Below are 24,433 nucleotides of genomic sequence, written 5' to 3'. Positions count from 1 at the left end.
TCACACGTCCTTCATGGGCTTGACGATCTTCACGTATGCCGCGACGATCACGATGACGATGAGGAAGGCCACCACAGACAGTGCGCTGGCGACATCGACCTTCTTCTGCAACTCGATGTATTTGAAGATCAGCGTCATGATCGTGTCCGCGTCGTAACCGGGTATCGACCCGGTCATCACCTTCAGGATCGGCAGCGAGTTGAACACGTTGATGATGTTGATGAGCACGGCAACGCTGAGCGCCCCGCGCAGCTGGGGGAACACGATCGACCAGTACGTGCGCACGGCGCCCGCACCATCCATCTTCGCGGCCTCGAGCGCATCACCAGGAACGGACTGGAGCCCAGCGAGCAGGGTGTACGTCGTGAACGGGAGCGACACGAAGATCGCGATCACGATCGACCAGGCAAACGCGGTCGCCGGGTTTCGGGTCCAGCCGTATCCCTCAGGAGTTCCCACCATGCCGATGTCGACGAGGAACTTATTGATGACGCCGAAGTACGGCTCAAGGCCGTAGTAGAACACCATGGTCGTCATCACGACGGATGCCGCCCACGGGATGATCACGGCGAGCCGCACGAGCTGGCGCCCTGGGAACGCCTTGTTCAGGATCTGGGCGAGCCCGAGTGAGATCACGACAGTGATCACGACGACCGAGACGACCCAGATGACCGTGCGGCCCATGATCGGCCAGAACGCCGGGAAGTTGAACACGGCGATGTAGTTGTCGAAGCCGACCGAGCCCTTATCGAGACCGGACAGCGAGATGTCTCGCGTGGAGTTGAAGAACATCACCCCGGCAGGGAACAGCACCACGCCGATGATCAGCACCAACGCGGGTGCGAGCCACGGCAGGGCGGTGAGCAGTTCGCGTGCGCCGAGGCGCTTCTGCGGTACGGCATCCGCATTTTCGGGGGCGTGGGGGTGGCCGGTGGCCACCCCCACGGGGTTCGAGGATTTCGTCATACGGCTCATGGTTTTATCCCGAACCCCTTCGCTTGTGAGCGTCAGCCCGCGTCGACCTGTGCCTGGATCTCTGCCAGAACGTCTGCTGCCGGCTTCGTCTGCAGCTGCCCGAACAGCGCCTTGAACGCTCCGTCGGTCGCCGACCACAGGGCGTTCGTGGAGGGGTAGAACTGAGCGTCGGGCAGTACCGCGAGGAACGGTGCGAGTGCTTCTTCACCGGCGAGCTCTTCAGAACCCGACTTCGTCACAGGCAAGAACCCCTCCGCCTGCACCCAAGGCACGTAGACCTCAGGGGTGTAGAAGTAGTCGAAGAACGCCGTGATCGCCTCGGCCTTGTCTCCGTCGTTCTGGAATGCCATCAGCTGGTCGGCAACACCGAGTGTGAACGGCGAGCCGTCCTTGGTGGGGATCGGAACGATGGAGTAGTTCAGGTCGGGGTTGCTCTCGGCGATCTGGCCGACCGTCGGCGGCAGGCCGACCTGCATGCCGATCTTGCCCTGGATGAAGATGTCCATCAGCGGTGAACGCTGCGTCGACCCTGGGTCGGCCTGGGTGGCGCCTGCGTCGATCATCTTCTTGATCTGCTCGGCGCCGACCAGGTTCTCTGGGGTGTCGATGGTGATCGCGGACTCGTCGCCGAAGGATCCGCCGCCGCCCCACAGCCAGATGGCTGCCTCGGCCTGGGCCTCTTCTGATCCGAGGGGCATGCCGTAGCCGGCGATACCGTCTCCGAGGCCGGAGACCTTGGTTGCGGCATCTAGCAGCGAGTCCCAGTCGGTCGGTGCCTCGACGCCAGCCTGGGCGAGGAGGTCGTCGTTCACGAACAGCGCGCGAGCGGAGGCGATCAGCGGTAGCGCGTAGGCCGTGCCGTCGAGCTGCTCGTTCTTGATGAACGATTCCTGGAAGTCGGCGAAGGTGTCAGGGCTGGTGACCTCTTCCACGTCGTAGAGCAGTTCGTCGGCGGCGAATCCGGCGAACGGACCACCGTTGTAGATGTCGGGTGCTTCGCCGCCCTGAACCTTCGTGGCGACGACGCTCTCGAGGTTGTCCCAGGACTGCACCTCGAGGTTGACCTTGATGCCCTCGTTCTCGGCTTCGAAGCCGGCGATGACGTCTTCCCACAGGCCCTTCGTGTTGTCGGAGTAGCTAGGTACGAGCAGATCGATCGTGGTGGTGCCGCCAGCTTCGCCGTCATCCCCACCGCCGGCGGAACCGGTGTCAGAACCGCCGAACCCGCAGGACGCGAGTGCGAGCGTCGCTGTCGCCGTCAGGGCGACGGCGCCAAACCGCAGAGACTTCTTCATGTCATTCCTCACTGTGGTGGTGCACAGCCGCAAAGAGAAGTACTACTCACGCGGCAGTGCGTGTACATCGGTGTGCAGGTAGGCTCACCGCGTCTTGGATCTGGATGGGTAGGACACTACCCTGATTTGTGAAGCGTGTGAACAAAAGGCAACACACTTGTCATCGAACCGTAACTATGGCGTAATATGATTGTTTAGTACACAAAAGCACCATAAACCTTCACCAGCCCATGCGTCTAGAACGAAAGTGATATTCATGACTGCACAGCTCTCCCAGGCCACACCTGGCGCGCACATGCGCGCAGAACTGCTCTCACAGCCCGCAACCTGGGCACGCGCGGCAGGCATGCGCGACGAGCAGAAAGTGCTCCCCGCCTCGGGCAAGCGCGTCGCTGTCGTCGGGTGCGGCACCTCGTGGTTCATGGCTCAGTCGTACGCGGCGCTGCGTGAAACCGCAGGCCAGGGCATTACCGATGCGTACGCGGCATCCGAGGCATTCCTCGACCGTGACTATGACGCTGTCATCGCCCTCACCCGTTCCGGCACCACCAGCGAGGTGCTTGAGCTCACCGCGCAGATCAAGGGCAAGATTCCGGTCATCGGCGTGATCGGTGACCCGACTTCACCGCTTGTCGACCTGGTCGATGACGCCGTGCTGCTGCCCTTCGCCGACGAGAAGTCGGTCGTGCAGACCCGCTTCGCCACCACCGCGCTGACGCTCATGCGCGCATCGCTCGGCCTGGATGCCGACGTCGCACGCTCCATCGCGGATGCAGAAGCAGTGCTCGCCGCAACCGACGATGAGACCCTTGCCACGGCAGACCAGTACACCTTCATCGGCCGTAACTGGTCGATCGGTCTCGCGCACGAGGCCGCGCTGAAGATGCGCGAGTCGTCGCAATCGTGGACCGAGTCGTACCCGTCGATGGACTATCGCCACGGTCCGATCGCGATCGCCGCTCCCGGCCGCATCACCTGGCAGTTCGGCGTTGCTCCCGAAGGCCTCGCCGGTCAGGTCGAGGCCACCGGTGGCCGCTTCGTGCAGCACGATGTCGATCCGCTCGCCGATCTCGTTCGCCTGCACCGCGTCGCGCTTGACCGTTCGCTCGGCAAGGGTCTTGACCCCGACATGCCCCGAAACCTCAGCCGATCGGTCATTCTGGAAGCGTGATGCCCCCAACTGCTGCCGAGTCCGCACAACCACGCCGAAACGATGCTGAATCGGCGTCGTCTCGGCGTGGTGTTGCGGCCTCGCGAGGTATTGGGGTGGGCGCGCCGGTGCTCGCCTTCGACGTCGGCGGCACTGACATCAAGTCGGCCCTGTTCGACGCGGATGGCACGGCCCTCGGGTTGCGCCGCACTCCCACCCCGGATCTGGGCGATGACCCGGCAGCGGCACTGATCGAGGAGATCGCTCGACTGGCAGATGAGTTGCGGATGCAGCATCCGGATGTCGTGCCGGAGGCGCTCGGTTTCGTCGTACCTGGCATCGTCGACGCGGATGCCGGAATCGGCGTCTTCGCGAGCAATCTCGGTTGGCGGGACGCTCCGCTGCGCGCCCTTGCCGCACAGCGACTGCAACTGCCGATTGCATTTGATCACGACGTGCGCTCCGCCAGCTGGGCGGAGCACGAGCTGGGTGGCGCCCGCGCCCATGATGATGTCGTGGTGCTGATCATCGGCACCGGAATCGCCGGTGCGATCCTCGTCGGTGGCCAGCCATACACCGCCAGCGGCTATGCCGGTGAGATCGGGCACTCTCCAGTTGCCGATGGTCCCGAATGTGCATGCGGCGCCCGCGGCTGCCTCGAGACGATCGCCTCGGCCGGAGCCATCGCCCGTCGGTATGCCGCGGCGACTGGAGCCACGCCGGATGGCGCCCGCGACGTGATCGCCCGTGCCGCGGCAGGAGATGAAATCGCCGCGCGCATCTGGAACGAGGCGCTCGACGCTCTCACGCTCTCGCTCGCGCAGCTGACGGCCATGGTCGCCCCGGAGGCGATCGTGATCGGCGGCGGGCTTTCCCGTGCCGGCGGTGCACTGTTCGATGAGCTGCGCGCGCGCCTTGCCGCGCGCCTGAGCTTCCATCGGATGCCGGAGCTCATCCCCGCTGAGCTTCAGGGCAACGCCGGACTCCTCGGGGCTGCCCTGCGGGCAAGGGAACTGACGTGATTCTCACTGTGACCCCGAATCCTGCCCTCGACATGACGTGGGAGATCGATCGCATCGAAGCAGGCGGCACGCACCGGGCCGACACCGGTGCCGTGCGTGCTGGCGGCAAAGGCCTCAATGTCGCTCGCGTCGCGCATGCCGAGGGCTACCGGGTGCGCGCATTGACCACGGTCGGCGGATCGACCGGCGACGAATTGCGCCGCGAGCTGGAGAGCAGCGGGGTGCCGCATCGGCTGCTGCCTGTCTCGGCTGACACTCGTCGCAGCGTCGCGTGGGTCGATCGTGCGCTCGGTGACACCACGATCGTCAATGAGCGCGGAGTGAACCTGACCGCCTCGGAATGGGCGGAGTTCGTGCGGGTGGTGAGGGAAGAGGCTGCCGCAGCATCCGTGCTGGTGATCTCAGGCAGCTTCCCGCCCGGCGCCCCAGAGGGACTGCTCGACGAGTTGATTGCCGCAGGTGTCGGATGCCGGGTGATTGTCGATACGTCTGGACCCCTGCTGCTCGCCGCAGCGGATGCCGGTGTCGCCGTACTCAAGCCGAACAGGGCAGAGCTGGCTGAGGCCACCGGCATCGACGATCCGCTCGATGGAGCGCGCGAGCTGCTGCGTCGAGGCGCCGGGCTCGTGCTGCTGTCGCTCGGTGCGCAGGGCATGTACGCGGTCACCGCAGACGAAGTGCTCTGCGCACGACTGCCGGAGCCGCTCGCCGGCAACCCGACCGGAGCGGGAGATGCGGCGGTCGCCGCGGTCGCGACGCTGCTCGATTCCACTGAAAATGATGGTGAGCGCGATAGCGTCGCGGGAATGCCAGATACCGAGACCATCCTGCGCCGCGCGACCGCATGGTCGGCAGCGGCCGTGCTGATGCCGCTTGCCGGCGAGATCTCACCGCAGCACCCAGAGCTCGCAGACGACCTGATCGTCGCTGCCATCCAAAACTCGAAGGACTCCGAATGACACTCGTCTCTGCCGCCGATCTCGTGCGCGACGCCGCAGCCCAGAACCGTGGAATCGGTGCGTTCAACGTGATCCACCTGGAGACGGCCGAGGCGCTGGTCGCGGCATCCGCTCAGGCGCAGCTGCCGGTGATTCTGCAGATTTCACAGAACTGCGCGAAGTACCACGGCGGGCTCGAGCCGATTGCTCTGGCCACCCTCGCGGTCGCGCGCCGGGCCGAGACCCCTGTTGCCGTGCACCTCGACCACGCCGAGCTGCCAGAGCTCGTCGACGAGGCCATCGCGCTCGGCTTCGGTTCGGTGATGTTCGACGGCGGTGCGCTGCCGTATGACGAGAACGTCGCACTGACCGCAGAGGTCGCGCGCAAAGCCCACGCCGTCGGCGTCTACGTCGAGGGTGAGCTGGGCGAGGTTGGCGGCAAGGACGGCGCCCACGCGCCAGGCGTGCGCACCGACCCTTCCGAGGCCCGGGCCTTTATCGCCGCAACGGGCGTCGACGCGCTCGCGGTTGCCGTCGGGTCCTCCCACGCGATGCTCGACCGCAGCGCCTCGCTCGATATCGAGCTCATCGCTCAGCTGCATGCCGCACTCGATGTGCCACTCGTGCTGCACGGATCATCAGGTGTCGCGGATGATGTCATCGAGCAGGGTGTGCGCGCCGGAATGACGAAGATCAACGTCTCCACACATCTGAACGGGTTCTTCACGCGCGCCGTGCGTCAGACACTGGCCGCGGACGAACGACTGGTCGATTCCCGCAAGTACGTCGCGCCCGGTCGCGCCGCGGTTGCCGATGAGGCGGCCCGGTTGCTGCGGCTGTTCGCCCTCGCCTCCGATCAGACCTCCGCCAGAGGTGCGGCGTGAAACGCGCAGCGCGGCTCGCGAAGATCCTCGATCTGCTCGCGGACCGGGGCGAGGTGTCCGTCGACGATCTGGGAACGCGCTTCGAGACGTCGGCGGCGACAATCCGCCGCGACCTCGACAGCCTTGCCGAGCAGCGACTGCTCATCCGTACCCACGGCGGCGCTGTGGCGCAGTCGGTCGCGTATGAGCTACCCATCCGGTACAAGAGTCACCAGCGCACGCACGAGAAAGAGCTCATCGCCCAGGCGGCCTGCGATCTCGTCACCACCGGCGCCGTCGTCGGCCTCTCCGGCGGAACGACCACCACCGCGATCGCCGCCGCGCTCGCCGCTCGCGCAGACCTCGGTGAGTTCACGGTCGTCACGAACGCCGTCAACATCGCCTCCCAGCTCGCGACCCGACCCGACATCAAGGTCGTCGTGACCGGAGGGGTCATACACTCCCGCAGCTACGAGTTGGTGGGTCCGTTCGTGGAGCAGCTGCTCAGCGGCATCCAACTCGACATCGCCTTCATCGGCGTGAACGCGTTGTCGGCCGAGGCCGGCGCGAGCACGCACGACGAGCGCGAGGCTGCCGTGAACCGCATGATGGCCTCGCGTGCGCGCCGCGCCGTGGTGGTCGCCGACTCGAGCAAGATCGGTCACTCTGCTTTCGCGCACGTCGGCGGGCCGGAACTCTTCGGCACCGTCATCACGGATGCCGCGGCTGATTCGGCGGCGCTGGTCGATGCCGGGTACGAAGTCGTCGTCGCGACCTGAGCCCGCCGATCCTGCACGGTTGCAGGGCCGAAGCACGGATGCAGGGCGATCCGCCGGCGTGTCCCCGTGCATCCGTACGATCGCCCTGCGAGGGGGCCGGGCCCCAGCGCCCTGAACGTCCACAACCTTGCGGAGGGTGCCGCGGCATTCCGCGGCACCCTCCTGAGTAGTCGGTGTCTGTCGTCGCGTCCCCACGCGCATCCCCAGAAACGACCACGCCTCCCGTGCTCCACCCTTCCGGAGCATCCGCGTGACACCTTCCAAAGATCAGGAGCGCTTTAGACGCTGTCTGATACATCGAATGGAGATATTCTTCAGAATCCGCTTCCGTGGCATTGGAACGGTGTGCGATGGCCGGTCGCGACGGATGCTGAGGCAAGCGCCACGGCGGGTGAATCACCGCGGCTAAGGCCGGTGTGCACGACGCTGAGCAACTCGCTTGCGACGTCATCCGGCACGACCGCTGGGGCGGCGATGACGCTGCGGGTGCCCGCGTGCAACCACACCCGCGTCATCCCGAGTGCCTCTTCTCCCCAGCGCACCGACGACAGTCCGAGCTCGCACGCAGACAGCACGACGGTATCTGGCGCGTGCGCGATCAGGTCGACGTCGTAGCCGAATAGTGTGCCGTCGACGAGCTCAAATCCCGCGAACAGCGGGTTGTCGACCGCGTGCCTTCCGTGGGCGGCGATGTGCAGCACATCCACTTCACCGGCGAGAGCGGTGACGGCATCCACTCGCGCGTCATCGCCGACGAGAACCGCGGCGTTCTCCCAGACGGATGCCGCGGCGCGCACCTCGCCGCCGGCGCGAGGCACACGCGGGCCGGCGGCGAATCCCGCACTCCGTGGCACGCGCGTCGTGTCGTGCTCCTGCATCCAACGCGACGCCGAGGTCGCGAGAGTGAATGCGCGCCCCGACATCGTCGGGAGCATCCCCCACGGGATGCCGGCGAGGATGCCAGGTGCCGTCAGCACCAGCCGGCGGTCACCGATAAGCGCGCGTACCGGGGCAAGGAGCGCGTCATCCAGGCGCTGCATCCGGTCGTCGAGAGCACGCGCGACGACCTGGGCCATCGGGCCGCTTCGGATGGAGGCGGAGACGTCGAGGTCGGCGCGCAGGCCAGCAGACGACTTCTGCACCGCGGCGAGATCGAGCGCGACGATCGCGCTGTCATCGGCTGAGGTGAGGAGGACGCTGAGGCTGCTGCCGGCGAACACATATGACAGCACGGCGGTGCCAGAGTCGAGAGTGTCGCGCAGTTCGGTGAGAGAGACGCGGGGGCGGGTGTCGCCAGCCCCGGTCGCCGACCACTGGCGGTCGCGCACGCGGCCACGAAGGGCGCGTACCTGCGGATGCGTTGTCCACTCCTGACCGGACAGTTCGGTGCGCAGCATCCGCAACTCTGCGAGGTCGGCGGCCAGCTGCGGATCGTGTGGCGGGCGGACGGGGGCGACCTGTTGGCTGAGGTGACGGGCGCGCTCTGACCAGTCGAACAGGATGCCTGGGTCCCCGCTCTCCACGGCGGCGGACAGCCCGCGGAAAACCAGATTCGTGCCGTGCATCGCGAGTGAGGCCTGCAGGTCGAGTGCGCCAAACGAACGCTGCCAGTCTGAGAGGAGATCGAGGCCGCTAGCGGCGTGACGGCGTGCCTCAGCGGGGCGCCCTGCCGCGACTGCGCGGGCCGTGCGTATCTCGGCGGCGCGCAGGCGCAGCGGGGTCGGTGCGTTCTGAGGAAGGCGCGGCAGCTGTAGCGGTGCATCGCCACGGTGGACGCCAGCCAGTGCGGCACTCAGATGGACGGCCGTCGCCTCACTCGGAAAGCCAGCTGCTTCCAGGGACGCGGCCGTCGCGGTGAACTCTCCGACAGGTGGAGCGGACCCGGCATCGAGCTGGGCATCGAGGCGGATGGCGTCACTTCGGGCGGCCCAGCTGTCGGCCCGAAGGGCGCGGAAGCGTCGGGCCGCCGCGCGTGCGACCTGCCCTGACCGTCGGGGATCGTGCCGCAGCAGCGAGCGGGCAAGGTGGTACTCGGCTTCGGCACGGGCCTGGCGCATGCGGGCTGTGCCGAACGTCGCGGCGACACCCTCGAGCAGGCGCTCGGCCTCATCGACGAGGCCGGCGTCGCGCAGCACCTCGGCGCGGTCGAGGTCGCTCATCGCGGCGCTGACCGGAGATTCTTCGGCGATCACGGGTCGTGACTGCTCCATGAGTTCGAGCGCCACGACGAGGTCGCCGCGCAGCAGAGCCGTGTAGCCGAGGTTGTGGCGCGCTTCGGCTGCCGCAGACAGATCGTCGGCAGCCTCATAGATCTCGACGGCCTGCTCGAGGTCTGCGGTGCAGGCATCGAACGCGCGGCGGTGCATGTGCACGAGTGAGCGGTTCATGAGGCAGTTCGCCCTGGCGACCGACTCGAGTCCGTCAATCGCTCGCGTCAGCATTTCCTCTGCCTCGTCAAGACGCCCGGCGCGAGTGAACAGCACTCCCAGTTGCCCGGCGAGGATCGCCTGGGTCTCTGCGCTCACACCGCCGAGGGCGAGGGCGTCGCGACAAATTGCCTCGGCGCGGGCTGGTTCGCCGGTCTGCGCGAGGACGTATGCCGTGGTGCCGGCGATCCGAGCCTGCAGATCGGGTCCGGCATCCGCTGCCTGGGCGGCCGCACGCGCGAGCAGCTTTCGCGCCTCGGCATACCGCTGCGCGTTTGAGGCGTCACGCCCGCGTTCGTACAGTGCGCGCGTAGAAGTCCCCATGGCTTCAGGATGCCGTGTCTGCCTCTCCGGGGGAAGAGCGGGAGGCTCGGCGGATTGTGGGCAGGGCACGCCGGGCGGGACCCGCAGTGCGGGTGGCGCACATGGTCGCCTCAGCTGCTCGCACCCGACAACCTGCGACCCCTCGGGATTCGGCACGATGGTGGACGGGTCGCAGATCGTCGGTTCGACGGGCTGCGTGCGGCAATGTGCGACACCTCGCGGGCGGCCCCGCCTGGCGGCCCCACCAGGCGGCCCCGCCACGCGCCGACCCCACCCGGCGCGTGGCTCAGCCCAGCGGCACCTCCGGCGGCAGCTCCTTCAACACAGCATCCACGGCCTTCTTCACCGCATCTTTCCGCGCGACGCCCTCGCTCGGCATCGATCCTGCCAACCGTGCCGCGAGTTTTCCCGCGACATAGGGCGCCGCGAACGATGTGCCGCTCCACGCGGCGAAGCCGCCACGGTAGTCATCCGGGTCGATCGTCTGTCGCTCGAGGCCATTCACGTCCGCCCTGGTCGCAGCCTGCGCGCCGCCGACGAACGCCGGGGTCGTCGAGACCACCATCGCCCCTGGAGCGTAGACCCGAACCCACGGCCCGATGTTCGAGAACAGCGCCAGCGATCGCCGCGACGGATTCAATGCGCCCACCGACACGAGCGGCACGGCGCCGTCAGCGACCAGGCCGTTGTCCGCACCAGGCCACGCCCACAGCGATGCCGGAAAAGACGGACGGTCGATCGCATCATTGCCTGCCGAGCACACCACGACCGTGCCCAGCGATCGTGCGGTGTACAGCAGGCTGTGCAGCACAAGCGAGAATTGACCGTCGACCGGAGTCTCGTGGTAATACCCGAGCGACAGGTTCAACACATCGATCGGATGCCCGCCGTCGATTCCGTGCACGAATCGGCGCTGCAGTTCCACTACGGCGGCGAGAGCTTGCAGGAACGTGCTTTCTTCGACCACGCCGAGAGAGCCCGCGATGCGAACTGAAAGGATGTCGGCATCCGGAGCTGTCTGCCGAACCAGACCCGCGATGAAAGTGCCGTGCCCTGCCACCGCATCGATCTCGCCGTCCAACTGCCCATACAGATCGGGATACCGCTCGGGGTCATCGTTGCCGGTCAACCCGATCGGCACGCCGTCGAGCATGACCTGCCGTGTCACGATCGAATCCGGTAGCCACTCATGCACGCCGCATCCGGTGTCGAGCACCGCCACGACCGCTCGTCGCCCTTTTAGAGGATCGGCGCCGCGCACCGGCGCTGCACCGACCCAGGCGAGGGGCTGGCGGCCACCGCGTCCGGGCTCGAGGTAGTCATCACTGCCGACCGCCCCCGCTCCGCGCACCGGGTTCGTGCGCGTGAACGGGTTCGTCCTGGTGAACGGGTTCGTGCGGGTGAACGGATTCAGCCCCACCGGATCGATCGCCAGCATGTGCTCGAGCCCGGCCCTCGGCATCGGGCCTCCGACGATCCGGCGTGCGCGCTGCAGCACCCGCCAGGCATCCGGTGCCACCGGTGACTCTCCATCAACCGGTAGGTCTGGAGTACGCAGCACGATGCGGCGGAGCCCCGGGATGCCCGGCAGCATCTCTGCCCCGTGCCCCGCTCGCACGACGTCTTCCCGCTCGACTCGCAGCTCCCAGCCGAACGCCTCCGCGGCCTGCCTGAGCGCGAGAAGATCACGATCGTAAGCGCCGTTCTCGTCATCCGGGTGCTCGGCGATCAGCATCCGATCTGGCAGATACGCGGTCGGATACGCACGGATGCCGTCGACGGGATCCACGCTGGGGTCGAGCGCCGTGCCGCGGGGGATCGACCCCTCCGCGCGGTCTTGCCAGCTCCAGCCCTTTGGATGCTCCATTGCTCTCCCTCGTCGGCGGGCTCACCGCCCGGCTTCTCGCCCGCTGGGGCGGTGCTCACGCCTCGAAATGCGGAGTGAGTAGATCCTTGTGTCCTTCGCCGGTGACGAGCAGCACCTGGCTGAGGCCAGGCGGGATGTCGTCGAAGGCGAAGCGGCCCTGTTCATCTGGTGCGATGTTCCACTCGTGTTCGCCTTGAGTGAGGCGCACCTCGGTGGCGCCGGCGTCGACCCAGCCGTCGATCCGCCGCATTCGTCGCGCAGTGTGACTGATGTGCAGCAGGATGCTCGCCGACCCGTCACTGAACTGCAAAGTGGTCGTCTCGCTGTCGCCGCGCACCGCTGCCTCGGCGTTGTCGACCAGCGTCAGCAGTGCGTACTCGCGAGATAAGTCGGCCATGGCGACGGCCGCGATCATGCGCTCGGCGAGGTCGCTCGGCACTGGATCGATGGCTTCGGCCGCGGCGCGCAACTGAGCGAGCAGCAGGTCGTCGGAGTCAGCCATCACGACCACCGCCTTTTTCAGAGAATCCGTCTTCAGAGAAACCTGTGCGCACCAGTGCCGTTCGAAGCTTCGCGAGGCACCGTTTGCGTGTCGGACCGATGCTGCCGATCGGCATATCGAGGTCGGCGGCGATCCGCGCGTAGTCCGGCCGGTCATCGAATGCGACCACCCTCAGCAGTCGTCGGCAGCGGTCGTCGAGCGTGCCGACGGCAGTCCACAGTCGACGGGACTCATCGGATGCCGCGACCTCAGCCTCGGTGGACTCCTGTGGCGGCAGCATGGGTTCGAGGAGCTCGTCTGCCGTGGCATCCGCTCGTCTGTGATTTTTGCTGACCCGCCAGGCCTCGCGCCGGGCGGTGACGGTGAGCCAGCCGGAGACCGCGCGGGCGTCGGCGATGCTCTCGTGCCCGCGCACGAGGGCGAGCCAGGTGGATTGCACGACGTCTTCGGTGAGCATGCGTTCCAACCCGTAGGCGCGCACGACGTGCCACAGGACGGGGGTCATCAGGCGCACCAGATCGTCCATGGCGCGCACGTTGCCGGAGCGCCAGTCAATGAACAAATCGGCGGCACGTTCCCAGCGCGCTGATCCATCACTGACGGCGCCCCCAGGGGAGGCGTCGGTCATGATGATCATTGTGCTCACATCTACCAGGAGCAGGGCAAGTGGTTCCTGATACATTCCTGGCGCGCGTTGTTGCGGGCGATGCTTGCGCCCGGCTCGGAGAAGTGCGCTCCGCTCGGAGGAATTCTCAGATTCTCTCCGAGTTTCCGGTACATCTCCGAGTGAAGCGCACACATGGATGCGGGATGCGGGATGCGGGATGCGGGATGCCGGATGCCGGATGCCGAGGCAATACCGTAGAGAGGTGACAACTCTCGCCGTGCTCCTGTTCATTAACGCCGCCTTCAACGTCATCGTGTGGCCGCGGTTCTACAAGCGAGTCGCGAACGATCCGCGTGCTCGGGATGCCGAGGGCAAGGCGACGACGTTCCTCAAAGTGCACGCGATTCTCATCGCGCTCGCGCTGGTGATCGCCGTCGTGTCGGTGATCGCCGGCATTGCCGCTCTCGCCGGCGCGCTGTAGGACGCGGTCTCTCTGCCGCACGGGCAGCTGTCGGGACGCCGAGCCCCGTCGGGATTCCGAGGCCCCGTCTTGGCGACGTCAGCACGACGGGGTGTGGGCGGCAACCCGGGGCGTCGAGTGACGGTAACCCGGGGCGTCGGACACGGTGACCGGGGCGTCACAGTGACGGTGCCCGGGTCAGCGCCCCTCGAACTGACGAGCGTGGGCAGACCAGCCGGCCTCAGCGGGGAGGGCGCGCAAGCCGCGGTTGACGATCGCCATCAGCACGGAGATCGCGCACAGGACGGATGCCACGATGAGGGTGTTCTCGCGTCCGATCGCCGCGAGACCGAACCCGGCGATCAGCGGCGCGAACGGCATCGCGCCCATGCCGAGCACTCCGGCGGCACTGTTGGCGCGACCGAGCAGTTCGGTAGGTGTCGCGACCATGAAGTACCCCATCAGGGCGGCGTTCACCGCAGGAATGAAGAACACTGTCACGCCGAGAACGACGGTCAGCGCCACGGGTTCGTGCACCGGGATCATCCCGAACACGCCGATCACCGACACGGCCAAGCCGCCGATGATAATCACGCTGGCCCGCACCCGCGACACCAGCAAGGGTGCGATGAGCGCGCCGACGAGCATGGCCGCTCCGGCTCCGGTGGAGAGCAGCCCGATCGTGATCGTGGAGTGCCCAGCCTGCTGCAGTGCGTAGATCACGCAGGTCAGCGCTGTGCTGAAGCCGAGGTTGACGACGGTCGCGACGAACAGCACGCCGCGCAGGTCGGGGCGGGAGAACAGCCAGCGGAATCCCTCGGTCATCTCGCGCAGCGCATTCGGCTTGGCGACGGTGCGTGCGGCGGCTGACATTCCGACACCGGATGCCGTGGCATCCGTCCCTTCGGTGGCGAAACTCAGATCATCTGTGTCAGGGGCGCTCGACCCGGCCGGCCGAGCCGAGCGCTGCAGCATCCAGGCCGTCACCATCGCGACGACGTGACACGCGGCCATTGCGGCGCCGATCACCCATGCGCCCGCCGCGAGCAGCGCGCCGCCGAGGGGGCCGCCGGCAAGTTGGAGCATGGCATCGCGCCCCTGGTTGGCGGCCTGAGCTCTGCCCATCGCACTGTCCGGGACGATCTCCTTCAGCGCACTCTCGCCGGCGACGTCGAAGATTCCGGCGCGCGCCGCGAGCAGCACGTCCATGATCAGTAGCGTGACGAAGGTAAGGGCATCGCCGAGCGCGAGAACCGTGAACGCCCCGGCGAGCACCACTCCGACGAATGAACCGAGCACCATCATGGTGATGCGGCGATGACGGTCAGCGAGAACACCGCCGAACACCGTCGTGACGGCGCGGATCGTCATGCCGACGGCGCTGATGATGCCGGCCTGGGCCGGGTCATTCGTGATGAACAGCGCGATCAGCGGGATCGCGAATCCGAACAGCGCGCCGGCGAGCCCCTTGGCGGTGTCGCTGATCAGCCAGGTGATGTAGCGGACGTTGCGGGTCAGCCGATGAGTGGCGATCGCGGTGTTCATATCGTCGAGTGTAAATCCGCAATGGAAGTTGCGCAACATCTATTGCGCAACTTCTCTTGTGGATAGACTCGGGGCATGACGGATGACACTCCCCGCGCGGACATTCATCCCGACGCGAAGACGGCGACCACGGCGATGATGAAGGCGTATGCCCATCCGCTGCGTCGCCGTATCGTCAAGGCGGTCGCCGGCCGTGGTCACGCTCGCGCCGCCGACATCGCGGCCGATCTGGGCATCCCGGCCAACAGCGTCAGCTTCCACCTGCGCGTGCTTGCACGTGCCGGACTCATCGAAGAGGCGCCTGAGCATGCCCGCGATAAGCGTGACCGGGTGTGGGTGGCGGTGGAAGGTGCGTGGAACATCGGGTCTCCGGAGCATCCGATCGCCGATGAAGTACTCGGGGGCGCGCTGATGAGCGCTCTCGCCGAGGATCACATCGACATGATGCGGCGCGTGTTGGCCTGGGCGCCGGAGTACGTTTCCGGTCGCAACCCGGAGGTGCACGGCACCTTCTCGCAGCGCAGTCTGCGGCTGACCGAGGCGGAATTCAGCACGATCGAGCGGCGGATCCACGAGGTCATCAAGGAGATTGAGGACGCCCACGACCCCGACGATCCCGACGCCCGGAGCTGGAGCCTCGACGTGCTCGCCGCCGACGACACGATCTGACGCCGGGCCTGGTGCTGTCTGGGTGCTGCACGGTTCATAACTCCTCAGATTCGACGAGTGCTGACGTGAATATGGCCCCACGCGGTCGATTCGTCCCCGATTCTGCGGAGTTATGAACGGCCGCTGCCCCGCATGACGCAGAACGCCCGCCCCACCGGGTGGTGGAGACGGGCGTCCAACGCAACGAGTGACCTACGGAATCGCGCGGCGGAAGGCGAGGAACGAGATCCCGGCGAGAACCACGATCGCGACCATGCCCCATAGAGCGAGTCCCAGCGCGCCGAGATCGAGGATGCCGATCCAGACGTTCCCCCACAGCTCCAGTCGAGTGACCAGGAACACGAGTCCGACGAGAATCAGCAGCAGCGCGAAGCTGGCGATCGTGAGGACGATCGGCCCCCAGCTCTTGTAGACCGTGGCGCACGTGAAGCCGATGATGAAGATGAACAGGGTGAGAGTGAAGTAGACGAATCCCGCGCCGATCGGGCCGGACTCCCACACCCAGGGCAGGCGGAAGAAGTAGCCGTTGATGCCCCAGCCGTTCGTCCACAGCTCGAACAGGCCCCCGAGGATGAAGATCACGCCGAGGATGGCGCTGGTCATCACCGCAGTGATCAGCGTGCCCAGATAGAAGTCCCGCCGGGTGATGCTCATCGCCTGCGAGAACGGGAAGACCATGGTGAGGGCCTGGATCCCCACGAACAGGAAGACCCACAGCGGTGCCTGGCTGCCACCGCCGTACTTCGGCCCGTCGCCCGGGATCATCGCGTAGATGAGAAGCGAGACGAGCAGGGCGCCGCCCAACACGATCAGTGGAACCCAGATGTAGGTCTGCTTGTTGATGAGCTGCAGACGGACGACCTTCAGTACGAAGCATTAGCCAACCTCCCCGGTCTTCGCGCTCGCCGCTTTCTGCGTGAGACGCACGATTAGTTGCTGGAGTGACACCGGTGCGACGTCGAGCCCATCGGCCGTGATTTCTGCGCGTTCGGCGGCGGATAGTTTGCCGAGCACCGTGACAGATGCCACGCGTCCCAGCGATTCGCGGTGCAGGACCTCGCGCCCGGAGATCCAGGCGTCGACTTTGGCGGCATCGCCCACGACCGTGACGGCGCGGTCGCGCACGGCATCCGTCTCCTCGTTCAGGAGGATCTGCCCGTCGTCGATCACGATGACCCGCTCGATGAGGTTGGAGACCTCGTCGATCAGGTGGGACGACAGGATGATCGTGCGCGGGTGCTCGGAGTAGTCCTCGACGAGTCGGTCGTAGAAGATCTGCCGTGCGACGGCGTCGAGGCCAAGGTACGGCTCGTCGAAGAAGGTGAGGTCGGCGCGCGAGGCGAGACCGATGATCACGCCGACGGCGGAGAGCTGCCCGCGGGAGAGCTTCTTAATCGTCTGCTTCATCGGCAGCTGGAAGTCCTTGATCAGCTGCTCGGCGAACTCCTGGTCCCAGTTCGCGAAGAACAGGCTCGCAGCCTTGAATGCGTGGCGAGGCGTCGCGTCATCCGGGTACTTCTGGCTCTCCCTGACGAAGCAGACCCGCGAGAGCACATGCGCGTTCTCGTAGGGATGCTCGCCGAACACCTTCACGGTGCCGGAGGACGCGAAGTTCTGAGCAGTGAGGATCGACATCAGAGTGGTCTTGCCGGCGCCGTTGCGGCCGAGCAGACCATAAATGTGTCCACCCTCAATGCTGAGAGACACATTGTCGAGCGCGCGCTTGTCCTTGTAGCGCTTGGTGAGGTTTTGCACCTCGACGACGGCGGTCATACGGGGTTCCCTTCGGAGGTTGTGGATGCTGCGGCGCGTTCGCGCAGCATGGTTGCGAGGTCCTCGGCGCCGAGGCCCAGCGTGCGGGCTTCGGCGAGGAGCGGATCGAGGTAACGGTCAGCGAAGGCCGCACGGCGCTCGCCGAGCAGCAGCTCGCGTGCTCCGGTGGCGACGAACATGCCGATTCCACGACGTTTGTACAGCACTGCCTTGTCGGCGAGCATGGCTACTCCCTTGGCTGCGGTGGCGGGGTTGATGCGGTAGAAGGCGGCGAGTTCATTCGTTGACGGCGCCTGGGATTCTTCCGCGAGTGAGCCGTCAAGGATCGAGTCCTCGATCTGCTCGGCGATCTGGATGAAGAGCGGCTTGCCTTCTTCGATCACGATGCCTCCGGTTGGTCAGTTGGTTACTTACTCGACTAACTAACCATAGAACCCAGAAGGATGTCAACCCCCGTCGCGCGGATTCAGCCGGCGATGTCGCGTCGCTGCAGAACGACGGCGGATGCTGCGGCGCACAGCAGCGCAAGACCCCAGGTCACCGCGAGGCCACCGAAATGCACGCCATCGAGCAGCGGCGACTGGTGGTACACCCAGGCGTAGGGGGAGAGGATGTTCAGCCACTCGAGATCGTCCGACTGCTTCGCGACGGCCTGGAAGATGTATCCGAGAACGGCGATGCCAGCGCCGACGCCGGACGCCCACGCCTTGCGGCCAGTCAGAGCTCCGGCGAGAAGCCCCGCAGAGGCGCTGAGGAAGGCGAGTCCGACGAGCGCGGCGCTCGCGCCGATGATGTGGGGCGGGTAGATGCCCAATTCGGCTGGACTATTCAGGGCCCACACGATGACGCCCGCGAAGACGCCGAGCCAGAGCATCCTGACAAGAACCGACAATGCCGACTCGAGCACGTATTGCACTCGTCCGATGCCGTGCGCGAGGTCGAGTTCGAGGCGCCCGCTCTCCTCGGCGCCGGCGACCGCGGCGGAGCCCCACATCACGGCCGCGATCGTGAGCAGGAGGAACCCCGTCAGGCCGAAGAAGGTGCTCTGCGCGTACCCGGCGCCGGTGGAGATCTGGTCGTAGCCGAGGGTGTCCACCAGCTCCTTCGGCATCGAGTCGATGATGCCCTGCAATTGCCCGTCGGCGCCGAAACTGGGGTACAGCGGCAGGTAGAGGAACAGGATGGCGGCGACGCCGACGCTCCAGCCGGCCGTGCTGCGCCAGGATTCGCGGATACTGCGACGGAACACCGGCAGGACACTACGCACGATGGCCTCCGCGCCGACCCCGCCGCGATGCCCGCGTCTCGTCCTTGCCGACCTGCCCCGCATCGGCGCCCCTCGGTGGCGCCGACGCCCCTGATTGGCTGCGTTGTTTCATGGGAGCTTCGGCGGCACCAGGGGGCGACGCTGTCGCAGAGGGCCTGGACGCCGCCGCCGCCGAGCCCACACCCGCCCCGTACAGCCTCAGCACCGACTCCTCGAGATCAGGCTCCTCCACTGTGAGGTCGTTGACCTCGAACGGGGCCAGCGCCTTCACGAACGGGTCGATCGCGCCGTCGACGGTTCCGGTGATGCGGAGGCCACCGTTCTCATCGCTGATTTCGAGACCTGCGAATCCGGGAAGCTTCGTGAGCCGGGCGCGGGTGGCCGCGGCATCCGCTGTTGAGATCCTTGCGCGCACTCGGCGGATCGATCCGAGCCTGAGCGAGGCGACATCTCCCTCGGCCACGATGCGGCCGTCGCTCAACACGGCGACCTCATCGGCGATCTGCTGGATCTCGCTGAGCACGTGCGAACTGAGCAGCACTGTCTGCCCAGCATCACGCGCCTCCCGCACCATCTGCAGGAACTCGCGCTGAACGAGAGGGTCGAGGCCGCTGGTCGGCTCGTCGAGGATGAGCAGCTCTGGTCGATGCATGAACGCCTGAATCAGTCCGAGCTTCTGCTTGTTTCCCTTGGAGAGTGTGTGCACGGGACGGGAGAGGTCGACGCCGAGGCGGTCGGCGAGCTCATGGGTAGCGCCCGCTGTGACCGGCCCAGACACCTCTGCGTAGAACGCGAGCAGGCGGAGTCCCGTGACGCGCCCGTCCAGCCGGAGCTCTCCTGGCACGTAGCCGATCCGGCGCCGCAGCGCAGCTCCGCCTGCCCGTGGGCTCTCGCCGAGCACCCTGGTTTCGCCCGACGTGGGGCGGATGACATCCACCAGAGTGCGCAGCGTCGTGGTCTTGCCGGCACCGTTCGGGCCGATCAGTCCGAACACCGTGCCGGTCTCCACGCGCAGGTCGATGCTGTGCAGAGCGGTGTGCTGCCCGAACTTCTTGTGCAGCTGGCTGATGTCGATCGCCGCGCTCATGGCGTTCGCCCCTTTCCCGGTGTGATGCCGCCGCTGTACAGCACACTAGGCCTGGCGCGAGCCGTGCGGTAGCGGGTCACACATTCCGCGTAAATTGGGATGGTGCCCGACTTCTCCTATAACCGCCTTCGTCGCTTTCCCGACGTCGAAGCCGACAACCTCCAAGCCCACGACGCGACCGATCTGCTCCTCGTCGAGCACGCGCTCGCGCTGGTCGAAGAACGCGGCCTCGCGGGTTCCGAGATCGCAGTGGTCGGTGATGAGTATGGCGCCATCACGCTGGCGTTGACGGATGCAGGGCTCGCGGGTGTGCGCGTGCATCAGGATTCCGCCACCGGGCGCCACGCGCTGGCGAACAACGCGCAGACGCTCGAGCTGACGGGGTTCGAGCCACGCGAGCTCGACGAATCACTCCTCATCGGTGCCCGACTCGTACTGCTGCAGCTGCCGAAGGCGCTCGCCGAGTTGGAAGAGATTGCGGATGCCGTCGCCCGCTGGGCCGCGTCGGACGTGACACTCGTCGCTGGCGGGCGCGTCAAACACATGACCCTCTCGCAGAACGAGGTGCTCGGGCGGAACTTCGACACCGTGCAGGCGCAGCGCTCAGAGCGGAAGTCGCGGCTGATCGTGGCGACCGGGCCGCGGCCCGTGTCGGAAGAGCCGCCCTACCCGCAGCGCGCGACGCATCCGGAGTTCGGGCTCACGCTTGTCGCACACGGCGGGGCATTCGCCGCCAACCGCATCGACATCGGCACGCGCGTGCTGCTGGAGGTGCTGGCCGAGTCAACCGAGGTCGGCGCCGAGAGCGTCATCGACCTCGGTTGCGGCACCGGCGCGCTCGCCGCCTACTACGCGCTGCACCACCCCGATGCCCGAGTTACTGCGACCGACCGCTCGGCGGCTTCGGCAGCATCCGCCCGCGGGACGATGATCGCCAACGGCGTCGCGGATCGAGTCACCGTGACTCACGACGATGCCGGCGCCGAGCTCCCCGACGCGAGTGCCGACCTGATCCTGCTGAACCCGCCGTTCCACCTCGGCGCGAGCGTGCACACCGGCGCCGCAACCAGGCTGTTCGACGCCGCCGCCCGACTTCTGCGCCCCGGCGGCGAGCTGCTCACGGTCTTCAACTCGAGCCTCACCTACAAGCCCGAATTGACCCGTCTGATCGGGCCGACCGAACAGGTGCACCGCACGGCGAAATTCACAGTCACGCGCAGTGTGAAGCGGTAATTCTGTCCAGGCCGCAGATTGTCGACATTAGACAAATCCCCCGTTCACACACCAAAAATCGCGTGCCTGCGCCGAGTGAGATTTGCCTCTGATCGGCCATTTTGTTACGTTGAAATGTAGGCCATTTGGCCTTATGACCAGTCCGCGGACACGTCCTTCTTTCGATGAGCTGTGCTGCGAAGAGGCGTGGACGTACGGTCGATGCTCCTATGGTGGAGCCGAATCCACCGTTAGTGCCGCCAGCGTTATGAATGTCGAAACGGCCTCGAGTATCACCCGGGCGTAACCGAGACGGGCTCATCGAGCACCCGAAATGCGGGTGAGCCATCGGGGGAATCGTGACCGAAGCCGCACTTGTCGCGCGCAATCTTTACAAAGTGTTCGGAAAGAATCCGAACCAAGCCGTCCGTCGCCTGAAAGCAGGCGAGGGACGAGATGACATTCTGGATGCTGGAACCGCTGCCGTCATAGACGCCAGCTTCACCGTCAACCGAGGCGAGATCTTTGTCATCATGGGCCTGTCAGGGTCTGGCAAGTCCACCATCATCCGCATGCTCAATGGGCTGCATGAGATCACCGACGGCACCGTCACCATCGGCGGGGACCAGATCACCGGCATCCCGGCAGCGCGACTGCGCGAGATCCGCCGCGAGAACGTGTCGATGGTGTTCCAGCACTTCGCCCTGCTGCCGCACCGCACGGTCGCCGCGAACGTCGCCTACCCGCTGGAGCTGAAGGGCGTCAGTAAGGCTGAGCGTCTGGCGAAGGCAGAAGAAGTGATCGACATGGTCGGTCTCACCGGCTGGGGCGACAAACTGCCCTCTCAACTCTCCGGTGGAATGCAGCAGCGCGTCGGCATTGCCCGTGCGCTCGCCGCAGACACCGACATTCTGCTCATGGACGAGGCGTTCAGCGCTCTCGACCCGCTCATCCGCCGCGAAATGCAGGAGCAGCTGGTCGAACTGCAGGCCAAACTGCAGAAGACCATCGTCTTCATCACGCACGATCTCAACGAGGCGATGTTCCTCGGCGACCGGATCGCGGTCATGCGTGACGGACGCATCGTGCAGATCGGAACACCGGAGGACATCCTCACCGACCCTGCCAACGACTATGTCGAGCAGTTCGTGCAGGATGTCGACCGCGCTCGCGTGCTCACGGCATCCAACGTTATGGAGCGTCCGCGACCGATTGTCGCCGAAAATGCCGGCCCACGGACGGCGCTGCGCCAAATGCGCGACACTTACATGTCGGCCGCGTACGTTACCGGCCGCGACCGCAAGCTGATCGGCATGGTGACCGACCGCGACGCCATCAAGCTCGTCCGCAAGGGCGAGATGTCGCTGACGTCGATCCTGAAGCCCGTGCCGCAGAGCGTCTCCGAGGACGAGATTCTGATGAACCTGTTCGTTCCTGCCGTCGAGTCGCAGCTGCCGCTCGCGGTGCTGGACGCTGAGGGGCGCCTGACCGGCGTCATCCCCCGCGTCACGCTGCTCGCGGCCCTTGGTCCTGGGCTCAATGCGACCGAGGAGATCACGCTGCCGCACCTGCCGGTGCCGCAGGCCGAGATCGATGCAGTTCTGGAGGCGGCAGAGGATGCCGTCGCCGGAGGCACCGCAATCGAAGGGGAGGTGCGCTGATGGATGGGTTCCGTATTCCCCTCGGTGAGTGGGTCGCGACCGTCGTTGACTGGGTGAAGGACAATCTCGAGGGCCTTCTCGACTTCATCGCGGTCGTCGTAAAGTTCTTCGTCAACGGCCTCAGCGACACTCTCCTCGCCACGCCGTTCCCTGTGTTGATCGCCATCTTCGCGCTCATCGCGTGGTTCGTGCGTTCGTGGCAGATGGCCGTTGGCACCGTGATCTCGTTTGTGCTCATCATCGGTATGGACCTGTGGGAGCCTGCGATGCAGACGCTCTCGCTCGTGCTCGTCTCGGCGGTCGTCGCCGTGATGATCGCAATCCCGCTGGGCATCTGGTCGGCGCGCAATGACACGGTGCGATCGATCCTCAAGCCCGTGCTCGACTTCATGCAGACGATGCCTGCGTTCGTGTACCTGATTCCCGCGATCGTGTTCTTCAGCATCGGTGTCGTGCCTGGGCTCGTCGCAACCGTGATCTTCGCGCTGCCTCCTGGCGTGCGGCTCACCGAGCTCGGCATCCGCGGTGTGGATTCCGAAACTGTCGAGGCCGGTCAGGCTTTCGGCGCGACGCCATCGCAGATTCTGCGAGGCATCCAGCTTCCGCTCGCGATGCCGACCATCATGGCCGGCGTCAACCAGGTCATCATGCTCGCCCTGTCGATGGCTGTCATCGCAGGTATGGCCGGCGCGGACGGCCTCGGAAAGATGGTCGTCCAGGCCATCTCGACCGTCAATATCGGCAAGGGCGTCGAGGCAGGCCTCGGCGTCGTGCTGATCGCCGTCTTCCTCGACCGCGTCACCGCGGCGCTCGGCACGCCGGGCCAGTTCCGCTCTTCGCTTTTCGGCATCCTCTCGCGTCGCCAGGCGGAACGTCATGACGAGGCAGCGGATGCCGCGGCCGAGGCCGAACGAGCGAAGGCATCACCCCACCGCGCCCCTATCGCGGGCATCTGATCACCCACGCACTAACCCCTACCCATACGTAACGCAGCAGAACATACGAAAGGAAGCACCATGAAGAAGTACCGGCACATCACAGCCATCGTGGCTCTCGGAGCCGTAGCATCCCTCGCCCTCGCAGGTTGCGCGGGCACCCCGACAGACTCGGGTAACGCAGGCTCGGACGGCGACAGCGCCGACAAGGGCACCATCACGCTCGGCTTCATCCCCTCTTGGTCGGATGGCCTGAGCATGGCGTACCTGGTCCAGGACCAGCTCGAGAAGATCGGCTACACCGTCGAGTTGGAGACGCTCACCGAAGCAGGCCCGCTCTACACCGGTCTCGCGCAGGGTGACGTTGACCTGTTCCCGTCGGCATGGCCTGAGGTCACGCACGCCGAGTACATGAAGACGTACGGCGACGACCTCGAAGACCTTGGCGCCTACTACGAGAACGCCAAGCTCACGATCGCCGTGCCCAGCTACATGGACATCGACTCGATCGAAGACCTCAAGGGTGCAGGCGACCGCTTCGACGGCAAGATCATCGGCATCGAGCCGGGTGCAGGCCTGACGGCCATGACCCAGGACTCGATGATGCCGGCTTACGAGCTGGACGACGAGTACACGCTCGAGACCTCTTCGACTGCTGCGATGCTCACCGTTCTCGGCGAGGCCATCGACAACGAAGAAGACGTCGTTGTGACGCTGTGGCGTCCGTTCTGGGCCAACAGCACGTACGACGTCAAGGACCTCGAAGACCCGCTGGGCGCGATGGGTGAGGCGGAGACGCTGAACTTCATTGCTCACAAGGGTTTCGCTGAGGAGTTCCCCGAGGCTGCAGCGCTGGTCGAGCAGATCAAGCTCGACGATGACCAGTACGGCGCACTCGAAGACCTCGTCGTCAACGAGTTCGGCGAAGGCCAAGAGGCCGACGCTGTCGACAAGTGGCTCGAGGAGAACGGCGACCAGTTCGACTGGGTCGTCACCGAGTAAGTCGCTCGTTCCCGGCGCAGCGTCGGGAGGAGTTCGCAGCGATGGGCGGAGCTTTCAAGCTGAAAGCTCCGCCC

Annotated in this window: 23 protein-coding genes; 11 read left to right on the top strand and 12 right to left on the bottom strand. The window is 66.1% G+C overall.

The features are described from left to right. Positions 1 to 975, bottom strand: a complete 975-nt coding sequence (locus tag AC1C2O_RS12360; protein ID WP_495430736.1) for a carbohydrate ABC transporter permease — start codon at positions 973 to 975, stop codon at positions 1 to 3. 32 nt (positions 976 to 1,007) lie between these two features. After that, complete coding sequence (locus tag AC1C2O_RS12355) at positions 1,008 to 2,270, bottom strand: extracellular solute-binding protein (RefSeq protein WP_495430735.1); 1,263 nt, start codon at positions 2,268 to 2,270, stop codon at positions 1,008 to 1,010. A 256-nt stretch (positions 2,271 to 2,526) separates the two neighbouring features. Between AC1C2O_RS12355 and AC1C2O_RS12350 the strand changes: the two genes are divergently transcribed. The 5 genes from AC1C2O_RS12350 to AC1C2O_RS12330 all read left to right on the top strand — a co-directional run bounded on the left by AC1C2O_RS12350 (position 2,527) and on the right by AC1C2O_RS12330 (position 7,022). Further along, on the top strand, positions 2,527 to 3,441 hold the full coding sequence (locus tag AC1C2O_RS12350; protein WP_495430734.1) for an SIS domain-containing protein: 915 nt from the start codon (positions 2,527 to 2,529) through the stop codon (positions 3,439 to 3,441). A gap of 95 nt (positions 3,442 to 3,536) precedes the next feature. Further along, complete coding sequence (locus AC1C2O_RS12345) at positions 3,537 to 4,442, top strand: ROK family protein (RefSeq protein ID WP_495430733.1); 906 nt, start codon at positions 3,537 to 3,539, stop codon at positions 4,440 to 4,442. Continuing rightward, positions 4,439 to 5,401, top strand: a complete 963-nt coding sequence (locus AC1C2O_RS12340; protein ID WP_495430732.1) for a 1-phosphofructokinase family hexose kinase — start codon at positions 4,439 to 4,441, stop codon at positions 5,399 to 5,401. The genes AC1C2O_RS12345 and AC1C2O_RS12340 overlap by 4 nt, the downstream gene beginning before the upstream one ends. After that, entirely contained in the window at positions 5,398 to 6,264 is an 867-nt protein-coding gene (locus AC1C2O_RS12335; protein ID WP_495430731.1) for a class II fructose-bisphosphate aldolase, read from the top strand. Before AC1C2O_RS12340 ends, AC1C2O_RS12335 begins: the two co-directional genes overlap by 4 nt. After that, the gene (locus AC1C2O_RS12330; protein WP_495430730.1) at positions 6,261 to 7,022 is read left to right on the top strand and encodes a DeoR/GlpR family DNA-binding transcription regulator; all 762 of its coding nucleotides are present in this window, start codon (positions 6,261 to 6,263) and stop codon (positions 7,020 to 7,022) included. The genes AC1C2O_RS12335 and AC1C2O_RS12330 overlap by 4 nt, the downstream gene beginning before the upstream one ends. Positions 7,023 to 7,336: 314 nt before the next feature. Here AC1C2O_RS12330 and AC1C2O_RS12325 read toward each other — a convergent pair whose 3' ends face one another. From AC1C2O_RS12325 to AC1C2O_RS12310, 4 genes are all read right to left on the bottom strand, one after another. Then, positions 7,337 to 9,772 (bottom strand): CHAT domain-containing protein, encoded by a 2,436-nt coding sequence (locus AC1C2O_RS12325; protein ID WP_495430729.1) that lies wholly within the window; start codon positions 9,770 to 9,772, stop codon positions 7,337 to 7,339. 286 nt (positions 9,773 to 10,058) lie between these two features. Next, a complete protein-coding gene (locus AC1C2O_RS12320) occupies positions 10,059 to 11,639 on the bottom strand; it encodes a S8 family peptidase (RefSeq protein WP_495430728.1) in 1,581 nt (526 codons plus the stop codon). 55 nt (positions 11,640 to 11,694) lie between these two features. Beyond that, a complete protein-coding gene (locus AC1C2O_RS12315) occupies positions 11,695 to 12,141 on the bottom strand; it encodes a hypothetical protein (RefSeq protein ID WP_495430727.1) in 447 nt (148 codons plus the stop codon). Next, the gene (locus AC1C2O_RS12310) at positions 12,134 to 12,769 is read right to left on the bottom strand and encodes an RNA polymerase sigma factor (RefSeq protein WP_495430726.1); all 636 of its coding nucleotides are present in this window, start codon (positions 12,767 to 12,769) and stop codon (positions 12,134 to 12,136) included. Before AC1C2O_RS12310 ends, AC1C2O_RS12315 begins: the two co-directional genes overlap by 8 nt. Before the next feature lie 241 nt (positions 12,770 to 13,010). Between AC1C2O_RS12310 and AC1C2O_RS12305 the strand changes: the two genes are divergently transcribed. Then, the gene (locus AC1C2O_RS12305) at positions 13,011 to 13,229 is read left to right on the top strand and encodes an SCO4848 family membrane protein (RefSeq protein WP_495430725.1); all 219 of its coding nucleotides are present in this window, start codon (positions 13,011 to 13,013) and stop codon (positions 13,227 to 13,229) included. 177 nt (positions 13,230 to 13,406) lie between these two features. On the opposite strand, the gene AC1C2O_RS12300 is transcribed toward AC1C2O_RS12305, so the two are convergent. Next, positions 13,407 to 14,753, bottom strand: coding sequence for an MFS transporter (locus AC1C2O_RS12300; protein ID WP_495430724.1), 1,347 nt, complete (start codon positions 14,751 to 14,753; stop codon positions 13,407 to 13,409). Positions 14,754 to 14,828: 75 nt separating this feature from the next. Here AC1C2O_RS12300 and AC1C2O_RS12295 point away from each other — a divergent pair, with 75 nt between their 5' ends. Beyond that, a complete protein-coding gene (locus AC1C2O_RS12295; RefSeq protein WP_495430723.1) occupies positions 14,829 to 15,422 on the top strand; it encodes a winged helix-turn-helix domain-containing protein in 594 nt (197 codons plus the stop codon). A 192-nt stretch (positions 15,423 to 15,614) separates the two neighbouring features. Here AC1C2O_RS12295 and AC1C2O_RS12290 read toward each other — a convergent pair whose 3' ends face one another. From AC1C2O_RS12290 to AC1C2O_RS12270, 5 genes are all read right to left on the bottom strand, one after another. Next, a complete protein-coding gene (locus tag AC1C2O_RS12290; protein WP_495430722.1) occupies positions 15,615 to 16,229 on the bottom strand; it encodes a hypothetical protein in 615 nt (204 codons plus the stop codon). A 69-nt stretch (positions 16,230 to 16,298) separates the two neighbouring features. Next, positions 16,299 to 17,195, bottom strand: a complete 897-nt coding sequence (locus AC1C2O_RS12285) for an ABC transporter ATP-binding protein (RefSeq protein WP_495430721.1) — start codon at positions 17,193 to 17,195, stop codon at positions 16,299 to 16,301. Then, complete coding sequence (locus AC1C2O_RS12280) at positions 17,192 to 17,578, bottom strand: GntR family transcriptional regulator (RefSeq protein ID WP_495430720.1); 387 nt, start codon at positions 17,576 to 17,578, stop codon at positions 17,192 to 17,194. The genes AC1C2O_RS12285 and AC1C2O_RS12280 overlap by 4 nt, the downstream gene beginning before the upstream one ends. 83 nt (positions 17,579 to 17,661) lie before the next feature. Beyond that, positions 17,662 to 18,462, bottom strand: coding sequence for an ABC transporter permease subunit (locus AC1C2O_RS12275; protein ID WP_495430719.1), 801 nt, complete (start codon positions 18,460 to 18,462; stop codon positions 17,662 to 17,664). Continuing rightward, entirely contained in the window at positions 18,455 to 19,549 is a 1,095-nt protein-coding gene (locus tag AC1C2O_RS12270; protein ID WP_495430718.1) for an ABC transporter ATP-binding protein, read from the bottom strand. Before AC1C2O_RS12270 ends, AC1C2O_RS12275 begins: the two co-directional genes overlap by 8 nt. A 99-nt stretch (positions 19,550 to 19,648) precedes the next feature. Here AC1C2O_RS12270 and AC1C2O_RS12265 point away from each other — a divergent pair, with 99 nt between their 5' ends. The 4 genes from AC1C2O_RS12265 to AC1C2O_RS12250 all read left to right on the top strand — a co-directional run bounded on the left by AC1C2O_RS12265 (position 19,649) and on the right by AC1C2O_RS12250 (position 24,359). Further along, the gene (locus tag AC1C2O_RS12265) at positions 19,649 to 20,782 is read left to right on the top strand and encodes a class I SAM-dependent methyltransferase (protein ID WP_495430717.1); all 1,134 of its coding nucleotides are present in this window, start codon (positions 19,649 to 19,651) and stop codon (positions 20,780 to 20,782) included. 338 nt (positions 20,783 to 21,120) lie between these two features. Then, a complete protein-coding gene (locus tag AC1C2O_RS12260) occupies positions 21,121 to 22,422 on the top strand; it encodes a quaternary amine ABC transporter ATP-binding protein (protein ID WP_495430716.1) in 1,302 nt (433 codons plus the stop codon). After that, positions 22,422 to 23,378 (top strand): ABC transporter permease, encoded by a 957-nt coding sequence (locus tag AC1C2O_RS12255; RefSeq protein ID WP_495430715.1) that lies wholly within the window; start codon positions 22,422 to 22,424, stop codon positions 23,376 to 23,378. The genes AC1C2O_RS12260 and AC1C2O_RS12255 overlap by 1 nt, the downstream gene beginning before the upstream one ends. Before the next feature lie 60 nt (positions 23,379 to 23,438). Next, positions 23,439 to 24,359, top strand: coding sequence for a glycine betaine ABC transporter substrate-binding protein (locus AC1C2O_RS12250; protein WP_495430714.1), 921 nt, complete (start codon positions 23,439 to 23,441; stop codon positions 24,357 to 24,359). The last annotated feature ends 74 nt before the right edge of the window (positions 24,360 to 24,433 follow it).

This window comes from Microbacterium sp. Y355 (assembly GCF_059445345.1).
Note: the sequence above shows the minus strand (reverse complement) of the source record. Positions and strands in the feature narration are given on the sequence as shown.